Here is a 20,002-nt window from a genome sequence, read left to right on the forward strand (position 1 = left end):
CCCCCCCCCCCCCCCCCCCCCCCCCCCCCCCCCCCCCCCCCCCCCCCCCCCCCCCCCCCCCCCCGCTCCCACATTGGGGATGTATTTCAAGTTGGAACCGGGTTGTGCAATCCGCTCAAAGGTTGGCGCGTCCACATCCCCACACCAGGCGATGCGCTGCCGGCAGTTACTTGCATTCCTGCGCGGCAAGCTCCAAACGCGATGGCGTGATCGTCGACGCCAGCGGCTTGCGCTCGTACAAGAACACTTTGCCGCCATCCTGCGACTTGTAGGCTTCCAGCACGTCATCGGCGGCGATCTTGCTGGTCAGTACCACTTTGGCGTGACGCGAGTTTTGCGTCACCGTCGAGGTGATCCCGTGTTTTTCAAGTTTCGGTACAACACACTGCACATAGGCTTCTGGGCCCTTGCTGGTTTGCAGGGTCAGGGTGGGTGCATTCGGAGCGGAAACACAACCGGCCAGTAACAGGGAAGCAAAGGCCAGGGCCGGGACGAAAAAAGAGCGCATGAAAAATTCCTGAAAATAACTAAAAAAGGTCACATCAACTGGCACGAATCAACGCTTTGAGCGATGCATCGAACTGCTTCAAGGCATCAAGCTGTACATCGCGCTGCTGTTCGATCTGCGCAGCAATCTCCGGTGCGGCCTTGTCGTGCACCCACACCGATGGCAGCTGTTTGTGCACCGAGCCTTCGGCCTTGGCGATGTATTGCAGGTTCGTGTCATAGAACCGCGCAATAAAACGCGCCTCGACCTGGTCGTTACGCTGGGTCAGCAGTTGGTTATGGGTGTCGAGCATCACCACCACATCGGGGTGAGCCTGCATCAGGGCATCCAGGTTGTCGTACACGGTGACCGACAGGAAGGTGCCTTGCAGCGAGCTCATCAACCAATCGATGGCCAGTTCCGGGTCGGAACTGTTGACGAACGCCTCGCGGATACGCCCGTCGAGGGCATCCTTGGCGCCATTCAAGGCCATGTCGTGGTAGCGTTCAAGGTAGCTGAGATTGTCGCGGGTGTTGTCGCTCAGCAATACACCCACCGATTGCGCACGCTGCAGGGAGTCTACGCTACCGACGATAGGTAGCAAATGGCCTGTGGGCAGTTCATCGGCGATTGCCGCCGTGTTCATGACGACAGTGCCCAGCATCAGGGCCATCAAAGCCAGTTGGATAAATGTCCTCATCGCGCATTTCCTTGAGCAGCGTCTTGATGAGGCGATTTTCCGCCTTTCCTGTAAAAACAGAACTTGCGATGCTTGATGGTGACTATTATCTGAACCGATAGTGCGCACATAAAACTTATAAGGACCACGCCATGAAGCCCCACCAGAAAACCTTCGACCGCATCCGCGAGGCCGTACTGCCGGAGTTTCGCGAGCGGGTCGCCGATTACCTGGTCGACTATGAAACCGTGCTGCAGAACGACACCGCCGATGCCGAGCAGGTGAACGCCAGCGCCCAGCAACTGCGCGGCTATCTGCGCGGATTGAACACTACACGGGTACTGGGCATGGCGGATTGGGAAGACCTCGACCGCCGCGTGGAGCAGGCCTGGCTACGGGTGGTGGAAGCCGAATAAACGGCTCGGCGTATCGACCAGCAACGCCTGCTCGACCTGCGCCGAACAGCCCAAGGCCTGGCGCTGCTCAACCACACTGGCATAGCCCGTGGACGCTTCATGTTGGGTGTGCGGCCAGTCACTGCCCCACACTAGCCGATGCCGACCGAAACTTTGCAGCAGCAGCGGCATGGCCTCGCGCGCAAACGCCAGGTTCTGCGCGGGCGTGCCGGCCAGGCGGTAGATACCCGAGACTTTCAGCCACAGGTGGCCGCTGAGTCCCAGTTCCAGCAACTCGGCAAACCCGCGTTGCTCAACCCCTTGCCGGGCATCGGGCCGGCCAAAGTGATCAATCACCAGCTTGACCCCGAACGGAATCAAGTGCCGAACCAGTTGCGGCAAGTCATCCACCTCGCGGTGCAATTCCACGTGCCAGCCGAGTTCGGCGATCAGCGCGAAAAACCCTTTCCAGCCCGGCCCGGCAAAATCCGGCAGCGCACGCCCCACCAGGTTCAAGCGCACCCCCACGACGCCCAGGCGGGCCATGGCCTGCAAGGTATCGCGACCGACGTCCGGGTCTACGACGACCACCCCACGCAACTGACCGGGCGCCTGCTGCAGGGCCGCGAGCAGGTATTGATTGTCGGTGCCGAGGAAGCTCGGTTGTACCAGCACGCCATGGCTGAGGCCATTGGCGTGCAGGTGGCTGAGGTAATCCCCCAGCGTGGCGTCGTACCCAGGGGTATAGCGCCGCTCACCGGCCAGGGTCAGCGCCTGGCTGAACACATGGGCGTGGGCATCGATGCCGGTGATGGGCGTGGAGCAGTTATCGAGCATGGTGGTCGTCTTTCATCCGTAAATAGGTCTCAGGCCTGCGCGCGCTGGCCGCTGGGGATGCTGTCGACCGGCGCCGCTTCCAACACGCGGCCACGGGTTTCCGGCAGGCACAGGGCGGCAATCACGGCGACCCCGTAGGCAATCCCGGCATCAATGCCGATGGCCGAGCCCAGCGACATCGAGTCGCTCATATGCCCCACCAGGAACGGGAACACCGCCGACAGCACGCGCCCGAAGTTGTAGCAAAAACCCACGCCGGCACCGCGCACATCCGCCGGGTACAGTTCGTTGAACAACGCCCCCAGGCTGGCCGGAATGCCGGCGGCGAAGAAGCCCAGCGGGAAGCCGAGGAACAGCATCTGCGTATTGGTCAGTGGCAGGAACACATAGGCCTGCACGGTGACCACGCAGCACAGCGCGAACAGCACGATGTTCTTGCGCCGGCCAATGCGGTCGATCAGCAAACCACTGACCACGCAGCCACACCAGAACGCAAAAATGATCACCGCCAGGTAGCCACCCGAGTTGAGCACCGACAGGTTGCGCTCGGTCTTGAGGAAGGTCGGCAGCCAGGTCATCACCGCGTGGTAACCGCCATGGGCGCCCAGGCCCAGCAGGCCGCCAAACAGCGTGACGCGGATCAGCTCGGGCCGAAAAATCCCGGCCAGCGACTTGAAGAAGCTCTGCGGGATGACCTGCTCTTTTTGCAGGCGCTGGAAGCTGTCGGGCTCTTCCACATTGCGGCGCACCCAGATGATCAGGAACGACGGCAGCAGGCCCACCACGAACATCACACGCCAGGCCATGTCCTGCGGCACAAACGAATAGATCAGCGCGAACACCCCGACCGCCACGCCCCAGCCCACGGCCCAGGCGCTTTGCACGGTGCCCATGACCTTGCCGCGATACTTGGGGTTGATGGTCTCGGCCATCAACACCGCGCCCGCCGCCCACTCACCGCCGATGCCGAAACCCTGCAGGGCCTTGACGATCAGCAACTGGTGGAAGCCGGTGACAAACGCCGAGATAAACGTGAAGAACGAGAACCACAGGATCATCCACTGCAGGGTGCGCACCCGGCCGTAGCGGTCGGACAAGGTGCCGCCGACCCAGCCACCGATGGCCGAGGTAACCAGCGTGACCCCGCTGATCAGCCCGGCATCGCCCTTGCTCAAGGCGAACGCGGCGATCAGGGCCGGGATCGCCAGGCCGAACATCTGCACTTCCAATGCATCGAGGGACCATCCGCCGAAGCAGGCCCAGAACGTTTTGCGCTCCCGAGGAGTGACTTGGCGATACCAACTGAACATGATTTTTATCCTTATAGGTCAAACGCGAGGCAGCCGAGCACGAACCGCGCCGTTGCAAGGCCAGTGTTGGCAAACACGTGAAACTACGGGTGGTGCGTCAGCGGATATCCACGCGGTATCGGAAGTGCTCGGCGTGCCCGCGCGAGCGTCGCCACTCCAGCGGCTGCCCGGCGTAATCGCGAGCCAGGCGCTCGATCACCACCACCGGGCTGTTGACCGGCACCTGCAGCAGCCGCGCGTACACTTCGTTGACCGACTCGGCGGTAAGGGTCTCCTCGGCCGAGGCCACCACTTGTCCGCAGACGCTTTCATACACCGGGTAGAGCAACGGGCCCTGCGCGGACAAGTCGATGTCGAGCAACGCCTGGAAGCGCTTGCGCGGCAGCCAGATCTCTTCCGCCAGCAATGGCTGCACGTCCAGCAGACGGGTACGCACGATACGAATCACCTGGGCTTCGGCTTTCAGGCCGAGGGCCTCGCTGACCGCCGACGGTGCTGTCACGGATTCCACCGTGAGGATGCGGCTCTCGGGCACCTGGCGTTCGCCCGAGGGGCCTTGGAAACGGAAGAAGCGAAACAGCGACGACTGGAATTGCGGGCGGCGGACGAACGTGCCACGGCCCTGCTGGCGCTCAAGGATGCCCTCGCTCACCAGCGCATCCACCGCCTTGCGCACGGTGCCCGTGGAGATCTCGTATTCGGCGGACAGCACCGCTTCGGTGGGAATCGCTTCGCCAGGGCGCCAGCGATTGTTGGCGATCTGTTCGACCAGATGGTCGCGCAGGCGTTGGTAGAGCGGCAGACGGGCATCACTGGAGAGCGTATTCATGGGGCCACATTCACTTTTTTATTTAGTCATATATATGAATATGGCGAGAGTATTTGCCGCGCGGGTGACGCCTGTCAAGGGCGCCACCGCAGGCGGGGGATGAATGGTGGCTTAAAGCGGAGGGCGTGGCAGGTTGACCCATTCCTGCACAGACGGCCGCGCCCACTGGCGCTGCGCGTAATCAACCAGCCCGGCGGGCACGCTGTCGCCGTTGAGAATCAGGCGATTGAGCATCACCGCCAGGTCCACATCGACAATCGACCACGCGCCGAACAGGTACTCCGGGTTACCCGCCAGCAGCGCCTGCGCCGCACTGATCAACGTGCCTGCCGCGACCTCGGCCGCCGGCGACAGCGGCGGCATTGTCTGCCCGCAGAACACCACCAGCGTCGAACGCTCCTGGCGGATCGGCAGCAAGTCGCTGCGCAGCCACGCCTGCACCTGACGCGCCCGTGCCCGCTGCCTTGGCTCGACCGGGTACACCGGCGTGTCCGGGTAAAGGTGCTCCAGGTACTCGGTGATCGCTGACGACTCCGACAGCGCAAAATCGCCGTGCACCAGCGTGGGCACGCGCTGGGTCAGGGACAGTTGGGCGAAATCGGCCGTGCGATTTTGCGCGGCGTCCAGGTCCAGGGTCACCACATCGAAGCCCAGGCCCTTTTCGCGCAGGGCGACGAACACCGACATCGCGTAGGGGCTGGTGTAGAGCGAATCAACATAGAGGCGCAACGGGGGCTGGTGCATGGCAGGGTCTCCTTGGGTGAAACCCCACGCTACGAGATGTCCGCCGAGAAAGACAATGCACTGTTTTTATGGGGGCATTCCTCGCGGGAATAGCCGCTCAGCCGGCGAACCCGCCCTCCTCCAGAAAGCTGCGCTCGTCGGGTGTGGTGACCCTGGCCAACACGTCGTTGCGGTGCGGAAACCGCCCGAAGCGCTCGATGATGCGTGCATGCTCTTTTGCCCAGCGGTAGGTGTTGGCGTCCAACGCCGCGTTGAGCGCCACAGAGCGTTGCTGGTCAGCCGCATCCTCCGAGTGCTCAAACGGCAGGTAGCAGAACGCACGCAACGTGAGGTCCACCTGCTGATCGAGGCCGGCATCGACCATGCGCCGGGCATACAGGCGCGCCAGCGGGTCGGTAGCGAACATATGCGCAGTACCGCGAAACGCATTGCGTGGATATTGGTCAAGCAGGATCAACAGCGCCAGCGCGCCGTCAGCCGTGTCCAGCCAGCCTTCCAGTTCACGCCGGGCCGCTTGCAGGTGGGTGGCGTGGAAGGTGTCGCGAAAGCTTGCGTCAAACCCGTCGTCCTTGGCGAACCAGCGCTTGGGGCCGGCGTGCTGCCAGAAATCGATGACGGACTGCGGCGTGTGTTCGGTCGTACTCACGATGGCTATCTCCTGTAGGCGCCGGTTGGCCGGCACCTACAGTGGACCGTAGTGGGCGCTTAGAAGTCCACCGTGGCCGACAGCTTGATCGTGCGCGGCTCGCCCTGGGTCAGGTAGTTGTTGGCCGTCGATGCGGAAGCCCAGTACGCCTTGTTCGCCACGTTCTCGACGTTGGCGCGCAGGGTGATGTACTTGTCGTCAGCCTTGAAGCCATAGCGGGCGCCGAGGTCGACGCGGGTCCAGGCCGGGATGTTCAGGGTGTTGGTGGCGTTGACGTATTCCCCGCCGGTGCGCAGCAGCCGTGCGTTGACGGCGGCGCCCTGGAGGCCCGGGATGTCCCAGTCGGCACCCAGGTTGAACTGGAAGCGCGGCACGCCGGCGGCGCGGTTGCCATCGGTGGCGCCGTTGGAGGTGTTCTGCAATTCGGTGTGCATCCACGTGGCGCCCGCCAGCAGGCGCAGGCCGTCGATGGGCTCGCCGAACACGTTCAACTCGACGCCTTTGTTGATTTGCTCGCCGTCGACATTGAACGTGCGGGTGCCGTTGGGGAACTGCGGCGTCACACTGTTGGGGTTGTTGTTGGTCGCGCTGTTGGGCTGTTCGATGCGGTAGACGCCGAGGGTCGCACCGTAGTTGTCCCAATCGAGCTTGACCCCGGCCTCGGTCTGTTTGCTGCGACTCGGCGGGAACACGTCGCCGCTGTTGGTGATGTCGACCGCCGTCGGCACCGTGGGCCCCTGGGCCAGCCCTTCGATCCGGTTGGCATACAACGACACGTGCTCCCACGGCTTGACGACCAGCCCATACACCGGCGTGGTGATGGACTCGCCATAGTTCGCCGTGCGCGCGCCGCTGGTGGTGTTCCAGCCATCCACTTCGATGGTCTGGCGACGCACGCCGACGGTCAACAGCACGCGGTCGTCGATAAAGCCGAGCGTGTCCGAAACCGCGGCGCTCTTGATACGGTTCTTGCCGACGACACGCGGGTCGTGAATGTCGCTGCCGAAGTAAGTGACGGTCGGGCGAGGCACCTGGGTCGGGTTGTACAGATTGCCCGGCCGACGGTTGGCCTGCAGGATCGCCTCGAACGCCGAACGCTGCTCACCCCAGATGCCAGACAACCCGAGATTGACCTGATGGGTCACCGGCCCTGTGTTGAAATGCCCGTTGAGGCCGGCCATGGCGCTCTTGTTGTCTTCATCATGGGGCGAGTACAGGAAGCCGACGCGGCCGCTGCCGTCGTTGCCCACGTACAACGATGAATACTGGCCATTCTCGCGCGTGTGCTTGGCACCGCCGCCGACATAGGCGGTCCAGTTTTCAGTCAGGTCGTACTCGGCATTGAACATGCCGTAGGTATCTTCCAGCTCCGACCAGCTCCAATCCTGCGCATAGTTGTCCTTGGCCGAAGGCGCCTTCGGCACTTTGGTGCCATTGGGGTACACCACCGAGCGGCCATTGTTGATGCGTTCTTTCTGGTAGCCGAAGTCGGTGGACAGGCGCAGGCGATCACCCCGGTAATCCAGGGCCACGGCCACCAGCTGCGAGCTTTTGAATTCATCCTCGATGGCAGTATCGCCGCCATGCCGGGCCAGGTTGACCCGCGCGCCGAAGCGGTTGTCTTCACCAAAGCGCTGGCCCACGTCGAGGTGGCCGCCGGCCTGGCCATCGGTGGTGGTGTCGAGGGTGACGCTGCGCGTGGCGATGTCTTCGGCGCGCTTGGGCACCAGGTTGACGCTGCCGCCAATGCCGCTGCCAGCCGGCGACACGCCGTTGACGAAGGCGTTGGGGCCCTTGAACAGCTCGACGCGCTCCAGCGCCTCGGTGGTGATGATCTGCCGCGGCAGCACGCCGTACAGGCCATTGAAGGCAATGTCATCGGTGTTCAACGGCAAGCCACGGATGGTGAACACCTGGGAGAAGTTGCCGAACCCGGAAGACTGGCGCACCGACGCATCATTGAGCAGCACATCGCCCACGGTGCGCGCCTGCTGGTCGGCGATAGTCTTGGCGGTGTAGCTGACCACGCTGAACGGCACATCGTTGATCGAACGATTGCCCAACACGCCCAATCGCGCCGAACGCGCGACCTGGCCACCGCCGTAGGTGTCCGCCTGTGCCCCGCCCTCGCCGCTGATGGTGGTAGCGCCCAGCTCCACCGCATCGCCGTTGGCCTGGGGCACCACGGTGTAGCCATTCGCGCCGGTGCTCTGCAGGGTATAGCCGCTGCCCTGCAGCAACTGCATAAAGCCCGCCTGCGCGGTGTAACTGCCTTGCAGGCCTGCGCTGTGCTGGTCATTGAGCAGCTTGGAGTCGAACGACAACGGCACGCCGGACAATGCCGCAAACTGCGCCAGCACATTACCCAACGGCCCGGCGCCGAGGTTGTAGCTGCGCGCCGCGCTGCTTGCCGGCTCGGCGGCCACGGCGCTGTGCAGCGGTGCGATGGCCGCGAGCGCGACGGCCAGGCTCAAGGCCTGCAAGGGGCGGATGGGGTGCGATGTGAAGGTCATGGGCATTCCTGTCGGCGCGGTGCAAAGTTGAGGGTTCTCCCCTACACCGCACGACAACGAAAAAGGTATCAGCGAACAGGCAAAAAAGTTTCAGCGTGGCTCAACAGTGACCCAGTAACCGGTCAGGCTGCTGACCTTGACCGGCAACGTGTCCTGCAACAGGCGCAGGCTGGCATCGGTGTCGCGCAGCGGGAACGCGCCGGACACGCTCAACCCGGCCACACTGGCGTGACAGCGCAACACGCCCTGCCGGTAACGGCCCAGCTCCTCGAGCAAATCCGCCAGGCGCATCTGCTGGGCCAGCAACATGCCGTTTTCCCAGGTCACTGCGCCCACCTCCAGCGGCGCCACCGCTGCCACGCTGTCACTGCCGAACGCGCTCTGTTCGCCGGCCTTGAGGATCAGCCCCCGGCTGGCATGCAGCGGCAGCATTTCCACTGCGCCGTCGATCACCGCCACGCGGCTGCTCTGCTCCCCGACCCGCACACTGAAATGCGTCCCCAGCGCCCGCGCGCTGCCGTGACGGGTCTGCACGCTGAACGGACGGTGCGTCGGCGCCGGGTCCTTGGCGGTGGTAATCAGCACTTCGCCTTGCAGCAATTCGATGCGCCGCACCTGATCGGTAAAGACGATATTCAGCGAGCTGGCGGTGTTGATCAGCAGGCGCGTGCCATCCGGTAACGTGAGGTTGCGCTGCTCGCCGATGGCGGTGTGCTGGTCGGCGGTCCAGGCCTGCCAGGGCTTGTGCTGCCAGGCCAGCCAGCTCGCCGGCCCCGCCAGCAGCAACAGCCCGAGGGCCTGGCGCCGACCCAGGGCTTTCTTGCGGCCGATGCGCTTGAGGGTGTCGCCGGCAATCGCGCCGGGCACGCTGTTGAAATCGCCGAGGATCGCTTCCGCCCGCTGCCAGGCCTGGGCGTGCTGCGCGCTGCGGCACTGCCATTGGGCGATGGCGCGGCGATCCTCGTCGGTGGCGCTGCCGGACTGCAACTGCACCATCCAGTCAGCGGCCTCGCCGAGGATCAGCGGGTCGATCGACGGGCTCATGCCACGCTCAGGCAGGCGAGAAATGCATCGCGCATATAGCGTTTGACCGACACCAGCGACACCTGCAGGTGCTCGGCGATCTGCGCGTAGGTCAAGCCGTCGATCTGCGACATCAGGAAGGCCTGGCGGGTGTTGTCGGGCAGGTCGCGCAGCATGGCCTCGATGCGGTACAGCGCTTCGAGGATCAGCCAGCGGGTTTCCGGCGACGGCACTTCCTGCTCGGGCAGGTGGGCAATGGTCTCAAGGTAGGCGCGCTCGACTTCCTGGCGGCGCCAACTGTCGATCATCAGGCCCTTGGCGATATGCGTGAGCAACGCACGCGGCTCACTGCCAAAACCGTTGCCGGGCTGGCGGGTGAGCAGGCGCATGAATGTATCGTGGGCCAGGTCGGCCGCGTCGCTGGCGTTGCCCAGCTTGCGGTCGAGCCAGCGGTACAACCATCCGTGGTGTTCGCAGTACAGGTCCTGGATAGGCAGATTAAGGGGGGACGACATGCGAGTCACCGGCGCGGGGCCAAGGAGTAATTAAGAATTGATCGCATTCTAATCTGCACAACGAAGCACGGCAACGCGCAAATTAATGTTATAGGATAACGCTCATCGCCCGCCTGCCCTGTGATGCCGCCCATGACCGACGCTGTTCCCCAACGCCCACGCCTGCTGGCCATCGACGCCCTGCGCGGCCTGGTCATCCTGTTCATGCTGCTCGACCACGTGCGCGAAACCTTCCTGCTGCACCGCCAGGTCAGCGACCCGATGAACATCGACAGCACCGAACCCGCGTTGTTTGTGAGCCGCACCCTCGCCCACCTGTGTGCACCGGTGTTTGTGCTGCTCACGGGTTTATCCGCGTGGCTGTACGGCCAGAAGTACCAGGGCCGGCGCGATGTGTCGGCGTTCCTGTTCAAGCGCGGGCTGTTCCTGGTGGTGCTGGAGTTCACCCTGGTCAACTTCGCGTGGACCTTCCAACTGCCGCCCAGCGTGATCTATATGCAAGTGATCTGGGCCATCGGCGTGAGCATGCTCGCCCTCGCCGCACTGGTGTGGCTGCCGCGTCCGTTGCTGATCGCGGTCGCCCTGGTGATCATCGCCGGGCACAACCTGCTCGATGGCCTGCACTTCACGCCGGGGTCGGCGCTGCAAAACGCCTGGGCGATTCTGCATGAGCGCGGTTGGATCGAGATTGGCGACGCGTTGCGCCTGCGGATCACGTATCCGGTGCTGCCGTGGATCGGCGTGATTGCCCTCGGCTACGGCCTCGGCCCATGGTTCGCGAATGCCCTGCAGCCGGCGCTGCGCCAGCGCTACCTGTTGCTGAGCGGTGCGGCGGCGTTGGTGGGATTCGTAGCGGCGCGCGCCGCCAATGGCTATGGCGAGAAACCCTGGCAGGCCTATGACGACGGCGTGCGGACGCTGATGAGCTTTTTCAACGTCACCAAGTACCCGCCTTCGCTATTGTTTCTGGCGCTGACCCTGGGGCTCGGGTTGCTGCTGTTACTGGCGTTTGAACGTGCCGGACAAAAACGCTGGATCGGCGTGCTCGCCACCTTCGGCGCGGCGCCGATGTTCTTCTACTTGCTGCATCTTTATGTGCTGAAAATGCTCTATGTCATCGGTGTGGCGCTGTTCGGGCTCAACCAGGGCAGCTATTTTGGCGCCGACAGCATCGGCGCCATCTGGCTGGTCGCGTTAGTGCTGCCTGTGGCGTTGTACGTGCCAGTGCGTTGGTTCGCCAGACTGAAAGCCCGGCGGCGGGATTTGGCTTGGCTCAAGTACCTTTGACTCAACACGGCCGAGTGTAGGAGCTGGCCGGACTCCAATACATCTGACCCAACACGAACTAATGTGGGAGCTGGCTTGCCTGCGAAGGCGGTGTGTCAGCACCAGATGTATTCACTGACCCACCGCTTTAGCAGGCAAGCCAGCTCCCACATTTTTGACCGCATTCAGCCAGCCAGATGTGTGGTGGACGCACACAAGCCAAGGCGCCCGACCTCGCCGGACTCAAATACCTCTGACCCAACACAGCTCCCACATTTTTGACCGCGTTCAGCCAGCCAGATGTGTGGTGGACGCACACAAGCCAAGCCCCCCCGACCCGGCCGGACTCAAATACCTCTGACTCAACATAGCCTAATGTGGGAGCTGGCTTGCCTGCGAAGGCGGTAGCGCAGTACCAGATGTATTCTCACGTTGAAACCAAATGCACATAGAACGCGTGAAACATGAAATACGCGCACACCGCCAGCGCCACGCCCATGCTCCGGTTGAACAGCGTGAAGGCCGACGCCCCATTGATGCGCCGCCCCAGCACCGCGCCCAGCAGCGCATACACCCACGGCGCACCAAACGCCCCGAACGCCAGTAATGCCGAGACCCCGGCGATGGATGCCCCGGTAATGTGCGCCGCCGGCAACATCACACTGGTGATCGGCAACACTGCCATGATGCCCTTCGGGTTGAGCAACTGGATCACCAGGCCATTCCAGAACGTGAGGGTCCTGGTCGCAGGGCTTGCAGACTCTTCAACTTCGGTGCGCGCGTTGAACACCTGATAGGCGAGGTACAACGTGTACACCCCGCCAATCAACGAGATGTACGGCAGCACCGCCGGGGAGATAAGCGCTTCGCCGGTGTAGCCAAACAGCACGAACAACAACAGCATCGCGCAACCAACGCCGATGAAAAACCCGGTGGAGCGCCGGAACTGGCCGGTGAGCCCGGCATTCAGGCCCATGAAATTCACCGGACCTGGGCTGTACATGACACTGAAGGCGTAGAGGAAAATATCCATGGGGAACCTGCAATAGAAGAAGTGAGGCGAGTCTACTGAGCCGCCCTGGCGTGCTTCTTGAACGTTTGTGGTCCCAAGTGCTGGCACGCTCTGTGGTATTACGCCTACCCTGTAATAACGCCCAGTCGACGAAAGCCCCCCATGATCAAAGCCAGTCTGCGTAGTCACCTGACCCTGTGGTTTGCCGGTTTGTCGTTACTCACGTTATTGAGCGTGGGGGTCTATGTCGGCCATATCGCCACCGAACAGATGAAACAGGCCAGCGGCAACGCCCTGTTGAGCACGGCCCGCTCGACGGCGGCGTTGCTGGCGGTGCAATTGCGTGAACGCCAGTTGGAAGTTTCGCTGCTGAGCAAGGCGCCGATCATGCGCAAGGGCGACCTGGACGCGCCGGACATCCTGACCTTGATGGAGCTGCGCACCCAGTCGCGCGCCGAATACGCGTGGATGGGCGTGGCCGACGCCAACGGGCAAGTGCGCCAGGCGGTCAACGGGTTGCTGGTCAATCAGTCGGTGCAGCAGCGCCCGTGGTTCCAGGCCGGCCTGCGCGGCGAGTACACCGGTGATCCTCACGAGGCGGTGCTGCTGGCCAAGCTGTTGCCGGGTTCGGCGAGTGGCGAGCCGTTGCGCTTCATCGACTTTGCCGCGCCGATTCGCAACGCACAAGGCGAAACCATCGGCGTGCTGGGCGCTCATGCGCACTGGCGCTGGGTGACGCAGATCGTCGATTCGGCCGTGATGCAAAAAGATGCGATCCCACAGATCGAGGCGCTGATCGTCGACTTCGATGGCAAGGTGCTCTACCCGGAGTTGCTGGCCGGCGAGCAAATGCCGCCAGACCAGTTGCGCAGTGCGTCCGGCTGGTCGACCGGTAATGGCTACGTCACCGCCTCCATCGCCGTGCCGAGCCCGTCCAACGCGAAAATGACCTGGTACATCATGGTGCGCCAACCGCTGGATGTAGCGCTGGAGCCGGCGCGCACCCTGCTCTACAAATTGCTGGTGCTGGGCTTGCTGGCTGCGGTCGTGTTTGTGCTTGCCGCCTACTTCCTGGCCTCCTCCCTCAGCCGCCCGATCGAGCGCCTGGCCAAATCGGCCAAACAGGTGCAGAACCACCAGCCCGGCGCAGTCTTCCCTCAGGACCACCCCGTGCTGGAAATCGCCCAACTGGGTCGCTCCCTCACCGGCATGACGCAATCATTGCTCTCCAAGGAACGCGAACTGCAAGAGGCCAACGCCTCCCTGGAAGCCACCGTGGCCCAACGCACCGCCGACCTCACCCAGGCCAACGCCGACCTGCTCAAACTGGCGACCCACGACGCCCTGACCGGCGTGTTCAACCGGCGTCGCTTCGATGAAAAACTGGCCGAGAACAGCCTGCTGTTCCAGCGCACCGGGCGTACCTTCGCGCTGCTGCTGATCGACGCCGACTACTTCAAGCGCGTCAACGACACCTACGGCCACGCCATCGGTGATGACGTGCTGTGCCAGCTCGCGGCGCTGATCGAAAACACCACCCGCGCCACCGACTTCGTCGCGCGCTACGGCGGTGAGGAGTTCGCCGTGCTACTGCCCGAAGTCGAGGAACCGGACAGCCCCGAAGTGGTCGCCGAAAAAATCCGCGCGGCCGTGGAAGCCGCCGTGTTCCCGACAGTCGGCCATGTGACGGTGAGCATCGGCGTCGGTGTGGCCGAACCCTCGGACCGCGATTCCCTGGCGTTGCTCAAACGCGCGGACATGCGCTTGTACGAGGCCAAGGGTTCAGGCAGAAACCGCGTGGCCTGAGCCCCGTTCTGGACCGTGGCGAGGGAGCCTGCTACCGCTGAGGTGCGCAGCGCGCCCGCCCCCGCCATGGAAAGCCCGATGCTTCAATCAATCAACCCATTCGCATCATAAAACGGGTACGGCCCCGGGTACTCCCCGAACACGCCGTTGTGGCTGATCAACCCCTGCTGTGCATCCCAGCGATGCAGCAAGTACCCCGCCGGCTCCAGGTTGAAATGCGCCGGCGCGGTATCTTGCAAGTCCAGCACGATCTGGTGCGAAGTGCCGGGACACACGCAACTCATGCTGCCGCCGAAACGCCGCTGCATCGGCCGGTGCAGGTGCCCACACAATAGGCGCTCCACTTGCGGATGGCGGGCCACGACTGCTTCCAAAGCCGCCGCGTTGATGAAGGGCTCACGGTCCATATGCCCGATGCCGCTGATAAACGGCGGGTGATGCAGGATCAGCAGCGTGGGCGCGTCGGGGCGCAGTGCCAGCTGCTTGTCGAGCCACTGCAATTGGCTGTCCAGCAACTGCCCGCCGTGGCCGCCCGGAATGGTCGAGTCGAGGCCGATCAGGCGCAGTGGATGCGCGTCTACCACCCAGTCCAGCGGCCCCTCGGCCGAGGCCGGCAAATAGGCGTGATCACCGAACGCATCGAGCATCGGCCCGCGCGCGTCGTGGTTGCCGGGCACCAGGTAGACCGGCATGTGCAGGCGCGCCAGTTCAGGGTGCAGCACCGCGTATTCATCGGCGCGGCCGAAGTCCACCAGGTCACCGCTGACCACCACGATATCGGGCCGTGGGTGGCTGGCGTTCAGATGATCGACGGCGCGGCGCAGCGCACCGAGGGTATCGACCACGCCATAGGTGAGGCGCTGGCCGGCTTTAAGGTGCAGATCGCTGATCTGCGCAACAACAAAGGCACGATTGGACATAAGTTCTCAGGCGTTCAAGGTGAACAACATGTGCGGTGTGATCGCCAGGGCAATCGGCGCGCCCACGGCGTAGAGCTGGTTGTCGCTGCTGTCGACCAGCAACGGTTGCGGACCGCCCACATCCACCAGCAGGCGACTTTGCGCGCCCTGGAAAAACTGCGCCAGCAGATGGCCGTGCAGGTGCCCCTCGCCTTCCATCACGCGCAGGTGTTCAGGGCGGCAGTACACCGTGCCGGGCAGGTTGGCCGCCTGCCACGGCAGTTCGCCGCCGCAGACTTTCAGGCCCAGGGGCGAGGCTTCGAGCACCGAGAACGCATTCAGGTTGCCGACGAATCCGGCGACGAACGCGTTGGCCGGTTTCTGGTAGATATCCCGCGGGCTGCCCAACTGCGCCACGCGGCCGTGTTCCATCACCAGGATGCGATCACCCAGCGCCATGGCTTCACCCTGGTCGTGGGTGACGAACACCGAGGTGATCCCCAGGCCCCGCAGCAGTTGATCCAACTCGCTGCGCAGGCGCTCACGCAGTTGCGCATCGAGAGCCGCCAGCGGCTCATCGAGCAACAGCACTTTCGGGCGCGGTGCCAATGCACGGGCCAGGGCCACGCGCTGGCGCTGGCCGCCGGACAACTCGTGAATGCTGCGCTTGCCGTGGTGCTGCAAGCCCACCAGTTCCAGCAACTCGTCGCAGCGCTTGTTGCGTTCGGACGCCGACACGCCGCGAATCTTCAGGCCGTAGACGATGTTGCCGGCCACATCCAGGTTGGGGAACAGCGCGTAATTCTGGAAGACCATGCCCACGTCGCGACGCTCGATGGGCAGGCGGGTCACGTCCTGGTCGCCGAACAATACCTGGCCGACATCCGGACGTTCGAGGCCGGCAATCAGGCGCAACGTGGTGGTCTTGCCGCAACCGGACGGGCCGAGAATCGCCAGGGTTTCGCCGCCTTCGACGGTCAGGTTCAAGTCATGCACGGCCACGGTGCCGTCGGCGAACGCCTTGCGACAGCCTTGCAGGCGAATAGTGATAGCAGTCATCGACGTTCTCCACGGGACAAACGCGCGCTGATGGCCTGCAGCGCAATCAACAGCGGCACGATCATCAGCAAAAAGATAAGGGTGTAGGCGCTGGCGATTTCCAGGCGCGCCGAGGCGTAGCTGTCGGCCAGGCCCACCGGCAGGGTCTTGGTCATCGGTGTGTGGAGCATCCAGGTCAGGTTGAATTCACCCAGGGACAAGGTCACCACCATCAGCACACCGGCGAGGATTCCCGCGCGGCAGTTGGGCACCACCACGCTGAAAAAGCGCTTGATCGGCCCGGCGCCCAAGCTCGCCGCCGCCTCTTCCAGCACCGGCAAGTGCTGGCGCTGCATCACCGCCATCACCGGGCGCACCAGGAACGGCAAGGTGAACAGCACATGCCCGACGAGGATGAACAACCAGCTGCTGCGGAAGGTGCCGAACTGGCCGTAGGTCAGCAGCAAGGCCAGCGCACTGGCCAACCCCGGCATCGCCACCGGCAGCACCATCAACTCTTCGAAGGCGCGGCTGAAGCGGTTGTTCATGCGCACCAGGGCATAGGCCGCCGGCACGCCGATCACGCAGACGCACACCGCGCACGCCAGCGCCAGTTGCAACGACAGCCACACCGTCGGCGAATAGGCCTGCCAGACCTGGATCAACCAGTCGAAGGTCAAGCCACTGGACAGCCCCACAAAGAAATTGCGCGTGAGCCCGGCGAGCAATGACATCAGCACCGGCACCAACATGAAGGCGCACACCAGCAAGGTGAACAGCAGTTGAATCACAAACAGCGATGAGCGCTTCACAGGACCGTCCCCGCATTTTTCACCAGCCGGCGCGTGAGCAGCAAGACCGCCCAGGTCAGCGCACCCAGCACCACCGACAACGCGGCGGCGACGGCAAAGTTGGCGTAGTTGGTGAACACGTTGTAGATCGCCACCGGGGTCACGCTCAGGCGCGTGCCCAAGGTAAACGCGGTGCCGAAGGCGCCCATGGAGGTGGCGAAGCAGATCGCCCCGCACGAGGCCAAAGCCGGCGCCAGGCCGGGCACGATCACGTCGCAGACCACGCGCCAGTGCCCTGCCCCCAGCGAATGCGCGGCTTCTTCCAGGCTGCGGTCGAGGCTTTCGCACGCGGCCATCACCGTGAGGATCACCCGTGGAATCGAGAAGTACAGGTAGCCGACAAACAGCCCGGCCAGCGAGTAGGCAAAGATCCAGCGCTCACCCGCCAGTTGCAGGCCAAGGGAGGCCAGCAGGCCCTGGCGCCCCGCCAACAGAATCACCAGGAACCCCACCACCACTCCTGGAAACGCCAAGGGAAAGGTCAGCAGCGCGACCAGGGCCGAACGCCCGAAGAACTGCTGGCGCGCGAGGAACACCCCGCTGATGCCGCCGATCAACAGCGCGACCAGTGTCACTACGACCGCCAGCAGCAGCGTCTGCCCCAGGCTGCCCAGGTACTGCGCACTGCTGAGTACCTGCCAGTAACCGCTGCCGAGGCTGTCGCGGCTCTCGGCGCCGAGCAGCATCAGGTGGGCCAGCGGCAACAGCCAGAACGCGAGCAGTACCGCACAGGCCGGGGCCAACGCCCAAGCCGCGTGTTTTGCCGATGCTGCCACTTACTTGACCTCGTTCAGGTAACGGGCGGCGAAGGCTTCCTGCACGGCGGCCATTTTTTCGTAGTCGACCACGCCGGCGCGGGCGTAGTCGCTGTCGGGCAGGAATTGCGCGGCGACGTCGGCAGGCATTTTCAGCGGGCGCACCGGGCGCAGATAAGCCTTGGCCCACAGTGCCTGGCCGGCGTCGGACAGCACGAAGTCGAGGACTTTTTGCGCATTGGCGCGGTGCGGCGCGTTGGCCACCAGGCTCATCACGTAGGGCACGCTGATGCTGCCTTCCGTGGGGATCACGAAGGCCACGTTGGCGTTGTCTTTGTAGCGCGCGCGGTAGGCGTTGAAGTCGTAGTCCACCAGGATCGGCAACTCACCGGAGAGCACCCGCGCGTACGCGGTTTGCTTGGGCACGATGGGCGCGTTTTTCGCAAGCTTCTGGAAGTAGTCGATGGCCGGGGCGAAGTTGTCGAGGTCGCCGCCCAGGGCGCGGTTGATCGCTACCGCCGAGACGTAGCCGACAAACGCGCTGGACGGGTCCAGGTAACCGACCATGCCTTTGTATTCAGGCTTGAGCAGGTCGGCCCAGCTGTGCGGCACCGGCAAGCCACCGAGCGCGTCGACGTTGACCATGATGCCCAAGGTGCCGGAGTGGATCGCGAACCAGTGGCCGTCCGGGTCCTTGAGGCCGGCGGGAATCTGCTCCCAGCCCTTGGGTTTGTAGCCGTCGACCACGCCGGCCTTTTGCGCCTGCAGGCCGAAGGTCACGCCGTAATACACCACGTCCGCCACGGGGGCGGCCTTCTCGGCCACCAGTTGCGCCAGGGACTGGCCGGAGTTCTTGTTGTCCAGCGGCACCTGCACGCCGGTGTCGGCCGCGATGGCCTTGAGTTGGGTGCCCCAGTCGGCCCAGTCCGGTGGGCAATTGTAGCAAATTGCGGTGTCGGCGGCCTGGGCCAGGCCGGCCATACCGCAGAGCAGCACGGCTGCCAGGGTTTTACGCAATGCGCGCATCGAAGCTCTCCTCATGGGGTTGAGTGCTGTCGCCCGGCCGGATATGGCAAGGCAGGCAGTGGGATATCGGGTCGTTACCGGCGATCTGCGCCAGCAGTTGATCAATCACCGTGCTGGCGAGCAGTGCGATGGGCTGCACCACGCTGCACAGGGTCGGGTGCATCTGGGTGCCGAGGGCGATGCCGTCAAAGCCCACGACCGACAGTTGCTGCGGCACCTGCCAGGCATTGCGGCGCAGTTCGGCGATCAGGCTGATAGCCAGGAAATCGTTGGAACACACCAGCGCAGTCGGCGCCTGGGGCCCTTGCAGGCAGGCTTCGATAGCGGCGAATTCGGCCTGGGTGTGGGCCGGCATTTCGATCACCGGCCGGCTGGCCAGTCCGTATTCGCTCATCGCATCGCAGTAGCCCGCATAGCGCAGCCGGGCCCGGTCCGACTGCAACGCGGGCCCGGCGACCATGCTGATGCGCCGGTGACCGGCTTCCAGCAAGTAGCGGGTAGCCAGGGCCATGCCCGCGCGGTTGTCGACCGACACGGCGCTGTAGTTGGGGTTGCCCGGTTGGTGGTAGGCGAGCACGAACGGGGTTTTTTCGCTGTTCAGGCTGCTGAGGACGGTGTTGCTTTCGGCGTCGGTCACCGTCAGCACCAGGCCGTCGACGCGCTGGCGCAACAACTCTTCGACCACGCTGCTTTCGCGCTCGCTTTCGTAGTCCGTGGTGGCGAGCACCAGGCTGTAGCCGCGCAACCGCGCCGCACGCTCCATGGCCTGGAACTGCTCGGCGAACACCGGGTTGAGCAGGTTGGGCACCACCACGCCAATCAATTGGGTGGTTTGCAGCCGCAACTGACGGCCGAGCAGATTCGGGCGAAAGCCCAACTCGCGGGCGGCGGCAAACACTTGCTCGCGGGTGGTCGGGCGCACCTGGTCGGGAGAAGCAAAGGTGCGGGCGGCAGTGGCACGGGACACCCCGGCCAACCGCGCAACGTCTTTCAGGTCAGTCATCGTCACTCGCTTGAGATCGATCTCATTGGCGAGGACAGTAGCGAGGGAATATGGCAGTCACATGGTGGGCAGATGACGGTTTGATGTCACCGATAACCTGCAGGAGCCGCCTTGCCGGCTCCTACAGGGGGGGTGTGGAGCCATCCTTTGTCGAGTGCGATCGCCAGGAGGTCCTGGGCAGGCAGGTATCGGGAAATGGCCTGACAGGCGATGTCGAATTCTCCCGTCAATGCCTGACGAAACTCGGCCAGGCAGCCCGAAGCCTCCAGACAGTGCACTGTCCATGCGTCCATTCTCACCTCTCGTCGCTCCAAGCTGGTTCAATCACCATGACCGTTCATCATCCTCACGGGCTGTCATATTCGCAG

At 63.9% G+C, this 20,002-nt stretch carries 20 protein-coding genes; 3 read left to right on the forward strand and 17 right to left on the reverse strand.

Annotation, left to right across the window (positions count from 1 at the left end):
• Window positions 1-166 precede the first annotated feature (166 nt).
• Window positions 167-508: a hypothetical protein gene (locus AC07SI_RS28705; protein WP_065907613.1), complete on the reverse strand. Its 342-nt coding sequence runs from the start codon at window positions 506-508 to the stop codon at window positions 167-169.
• Window positions 509-542: 34 nt separating this feature from the next.
• Window positions 543-1,187 (reverse strand): ATPase, encoded by a 645-nt coding sequence (locus AC07SI_RS28710; protein WP_065907612.1) that lies wholly within the window; start codon window positions 1,185-1,187, stop codon window positions 543-545.
• Between the two features lie 131 nt (window positions 1,188-1,318).
• On the opposite strand from AC07SI_RS28710, the gene AC07SI_RS28715 reads away from it, so the two are divergent.
• Entirely contained in the window at window positions 1,319-1,582 is a 264-nt protein-coding gene (locus AC07SI_RS28715) for a hypothetical protein (protein WP_065907610.1), read from the forward strand.
• On the opposite strand, the gene AC07SI_RS28720 is transcribed toward AC07SI_RS28715, so the two are convergent.
• The 8 genes from AC07SI_RS28720 to AC07SI_RS28755 form a co-directional block, all read right to left on the reverse strand.
• Complete coding sequence (locus tag AC07SI_RS28720; protein ID WP_495006993.1) at window positions 1,559-2,398, reverse strand: amidohydrolase family protein; 840 nt, start codon at window positions 2,396-2,398, stop codon at window positions 1,559-1,561. The genes AC07SI_RS28715 and AC07SI_RS28720 overlap by 24 nt on opposite strands.
• 29 nt (window positions 2,399-2,427) lie before the next feature.
• Window positions 2,428-3,708 carry an MFS transporter gene (locus AC07SI_RS28725; RefSeq protein ID WP_106803517.1) on the reverse strand — a complete coding sequence of 427 codons (1,281 nt, stop codon included), beginning with the start codon at window positions 3,706-3,708 and terminating at the stop codon, window positions 2,428-2,430.
• Between the two features lie 97 nt (window positions 3,709-3,805).
• Window positions 3,806-4,537, reverse strand: coding sequence for a GntR family transcriptional regulator (locus tag AC07SI_RS28730; protein ID WP_106803516.1), 732 nt, complete (start codon window positions 4,535-4,537; stop codon window positions 3,806-3,808).
• 111 nt (window positions 4,538-4,648) lie between these two features.
• Window positions 4,649-5,281 carry a glutathione transferase gene (gene yfcF, locus AC07SI_RS28735; protein ID WP_495006994.1) on the reverse strand — a complete coding sequence of 211 codons (633 nt, stop codon included), beginning with the start codon at window positions 5,279-5,281 and terminating at the stop codon, window positions 4,649-4,651.
• A gap of 97 nt (window positions 5,282-5,378) precedes the next feature.
• Window positions 5,379-5,927, reverse strand: a complete 549-nt coding sequence (locus AC07SI_RS28740) for a DUF924 family protein (protein ID WP_495006995.1) — start codon at window positions 5,925-5,927, stop codon at window positions 5,379-5,381.
• A gap of 59 nt (window positions 5,928-5,986) precedes the next feature.
• Window positions 5,987-8,440: a TonB-dependent siderophore receptor gene (locus AC07SI_RS28745; protein ID WP_495006996.1), complete on the reverse strand. Its 2,454-nt coding sequence runs from the start codon at window positions 8,438-8,440 to the stop codon at window positions 5,987-5,989.
• Window positions 8,441-8,530: 90 nt separating this feature from the next.
• On the reverse strand, window positions 8,531-9,484 hold the full coding sequence (locus AC07SI_RS28750; protein ID WP_495006997.1) for a FecR domain-containing protein: 954 nt from the start codon (window positions 9,482-9,484) through the stop codon (window positions 8,531-8,533).
• Window positions 9,481-9,978 (reverse strand): sigma-70 family RNA polymerase sigma factor, encoded by a 498-nt coding sequence (locus AC07SI_RS28755; RefSeq protein ID WP_106803512.1) that lies wholly within the window; start codon window positions 9,976-9,978, stop codon window positions 9,481-9,483. The genes AC07SI_RS28750 and AC07SI_RS28755 overlap by 4 nt, the downstream gene beginning before the upstream one ends.
• A gap of 132 nt (window positions 9,979-10,110) precedes the next feature.
• Here AC07SI_RS28755 and AC07SI_RS28760 point away from each other — a divergent pair, with 132 nt between their 5' ends.
• On the forward strand, window positions 10,111-11,265 hold the full coding sequence (locus tag AC07SI_RS28760) for an acetyltransferase domain-containing protein (protein ID WP_495006998.1): 1,155 nt from the start codon (window positions 10,111-10,113) through the stop codon (window positions 11,263-11,265).
• Between the two features lie 406 nt (window positions 11,266-11,671).
• Here the strand turns inward: AC07SI_RS28760 and AC07SI_RS28765 are convergent, their stop codons facing one another.
• Window positions 11,672-12,277: a LysE family translocator gene (locus AC07SI_RS28765; RefSeq protein WP_282398059.1), complete on the reverse strand. Its 606-nt coding sequence runs from the start codon at window positions 12,275-12,277 to the stop codon at window positions 11,672-11,674.
• Window positions 12,278-12,418: 141 nt separating this feature from the next.
• Between AC07SI_RS28765 and AC07SI_RS28770 the strand changes: the two genes are divergently transcribed.
• Window positions 12,419-14,062, forward strand: a complete 1,644-nt coding sequence (locus AC07SI_RS28770; RefSeq protein ID WP_120448916.1) for a sensor domain-containing diguanylate cyclase — start codon at window positions 12,419-12,421, stop codon at window positions 14,060-14,062.
• An 83-nt stretch (window positions 14,063-14,145) separates the two neighbouring features.
• Here the strand turns inward: AC07SI_RS28770 and AC07SI_RS28775 are convergent, their stop codons facing one another.
• The 6 genes from AC07SI_RS28775 to AC07SI_RS28800 are packed head-to-tail and all read right to left on the reverse strand — an operon-like array spanning window position 14,146 to window position 19,634.
• Window positions 14,146-14,982: a phosphodiesterase gene (locus AC07SI_RS28775; RefSeq protein WP_495006999.1), complete on the reverse strand. Its 837-nt coding sequence runs from the start codon at window positions 14,980-14,982 to the stop codon at window positions 14,146-14,148.
• 6 nt (window positions 14,983-14,988) lie between these two features.
• Entirely contained in the window at window positions 14,989-16,020 is a 1,032-nt protein-coding gene (locus tag AC07SI_RS28780) for an ABC transporter ATP-binding protein (RefSeq protein ID WP_495007000.1), read from the reverse strand.
• A complete protein-coding gene (locus AC07SI_RS28785) occupies window positions 16,017-16,811 on the reverse strand; it encodes an ABC transporter permease (protein ID WP_106803507.1) in 795 nt (264 codons plus the stop codon). Before AC07SI_RS28785 ends, AC07SI_RS28780 begins: the two co-directional genes overlap by 4 nt.
• Complete coding sequence (locus tag AC07SI_RS28790) at window positions 16,808-17,626, reverse strand: ABC transporter permease (RefSeq protein ID WP_495007001.1); 819 nt, start codon at window positions 17,624-17,626, stop codon at window positions 16,808-16,810. Before AC07SI_RS28790 ends, AC07SI_RS28785 begins: the two co-directional genes overlap by 4 nt.
• Window positions 17,627-18,631 carry an ABC transporter substrate-binding protein gene (locus AC07SI_RS28795; RefSeq protein ID WP_106803505.1) on the reverse strand — a complete coding sequence of 335 codons (1,005 nt, stop codon included), beginning with the start codon at window positions 18,629-18,631 and terminating at the stop codon, window positions 17,627-17,629.
• Complete coding sequence (locus AC07SI_RS28800) at window positions 18,615-19,634, reverse strand: LacI family DNA-binding transcriptional regulator (RefSeq protein ID WP_495007002.1); 1,020 nt, start codon at window positions 19,632-19,634, stop codon at window positions 18,615-18,617. The genes AC07SI_RS28795 and AC07SI_RS28800 overlap by 17 nt, the downstream gene beginning before the upstream one ends.
• Window positions 19,635-20,002 lie beyond the last annotated feature (368 nt).

It is taken from the genome of Pseudomonas sp. GW821-FHT05D12 (genome assembly GCF_059419825.1).

Bases quoted from the DNA above. Each gene is read 5' to 3' on its own strand.
- AC07SI_RS28705 (WP_065907613.1), bottom strand. From the start codon at position 508: ATGCGCTCTTTTTTCGTCCCGGCCCTGGCCTTTGCTTCCCTGTTACTG.
- AC07SI_RS28710 (WP_065907612.1), bottom strand. From the start codon at position 1,187: ATGAGGACATTTATCCAACTGGCTTTGATGGCCCTGATGCTGGGCACT.
- AC07SI_RS28715 (WP_065907610.1), top strand. From the start codon at position 1,319: ATGAAGCCCCACCAGAAAACCTTCGACCGCATCCGCGAGGCCGTACTG.
- AC07SI_RS28720 (WP_495006993.1), bottom strand. From the start codon at position 2,398: ATGCTCGATAACTGCTCCACGCCCATCACCGGCATCGATGCCCACGCC.
- AC07SI_RS28725 (WP_106803517.1), bottom strand. From the start codon at position 3,708: ATGTTCAGTTGGTATCGCCAAGTCACTCCTCGGGAGCGCAAAACGTTC.
- AC07SI_RS28730 (WP_106803516.1), bottom strand. From the start codon at position 4,537: ATGAATACGCTCTCCAGTGATGCCCGTCTGCCGCTCTACCAACGCCTG.
- yfcF (WP_495006994.1), bottom strand. From the start codon at position 5,281: ATGCACCAGCCCCCGTTGCGCCTCTATGTTGATTCGCTCTACACCAGC.
- AC07SI_RS28745 (WP_495006996.1), bottom strand. From the start codon at position 8,440: ATGACCTTCACATCGCACCCCATCCGCCCCTTGCAGGCCTTGAGCCTG.
- AC07SI_RS28750 (WP_495006997.1), bottom strand. From the start codon at position 9,484: ATGAGCCCGTCGATCGACCCGCTGATCCTCGGCGAGGCCGCTGACTGG.
- AC07SI_RS28755 (WP_106803512.1), bottom strand. From the start codon at position 9,978: ATGTCGTCCCCCCTTAATCTGCCTATCCAGGACCTGTACTGCGAACAC.
- AC07SI_RS28760 (WP_495006998.1), top strand. From the start codon at position 10,111: ATGACCGACGCTGTTCCCCAACGCCCACGCCTGCTGGCCATCGACGCC.
- AC07SI_RS28765 (WP_282398059.1), bottom strand. From the start codon at position 12,277: ATGGATATTTTCCTCTACGCCTTCAGTGTCATGTACAGCCCAGGTCCG.
- AC07SI_RS28770 (WP_120448916.1), top strand. From the start codon at position 12,419: ATGATCAAAGCCAGTCTGCGTAGTCACCTGACCCTGTGGTTTGCCGGT.
- AC07SI_RS28775 (WP_495006999.1), bottom strand. From the start codon at position 14,982: ATGTCCAATCGTGCCTTTGTTGTTGCGCAGATCAGCGATCTGCACCTT.
- AC07SI_RS28780 (WP_495007000.1), bottom strand. From the start codon at position 16,020: ATGACTGCTATCACTATTCGCCTGCAAGGCTGTCGCAAGGCGTTCGCC.
- AC07SI_RS28795 (WP_106803505.1), bottom strand. From the start codon at position 18,631: ATGCGCGCATTGCGTAAAACCCTGGCAGCCGTGCTGCTCTGCGGTATG.
- AC07SI_RS28800 (WP_495007002.1), bottom strand. From the start codon at position 19,634: ATGACTGACCTGAAAGACGTTGCGCGGTTGGCCGGGGTGTCCCGTGCC.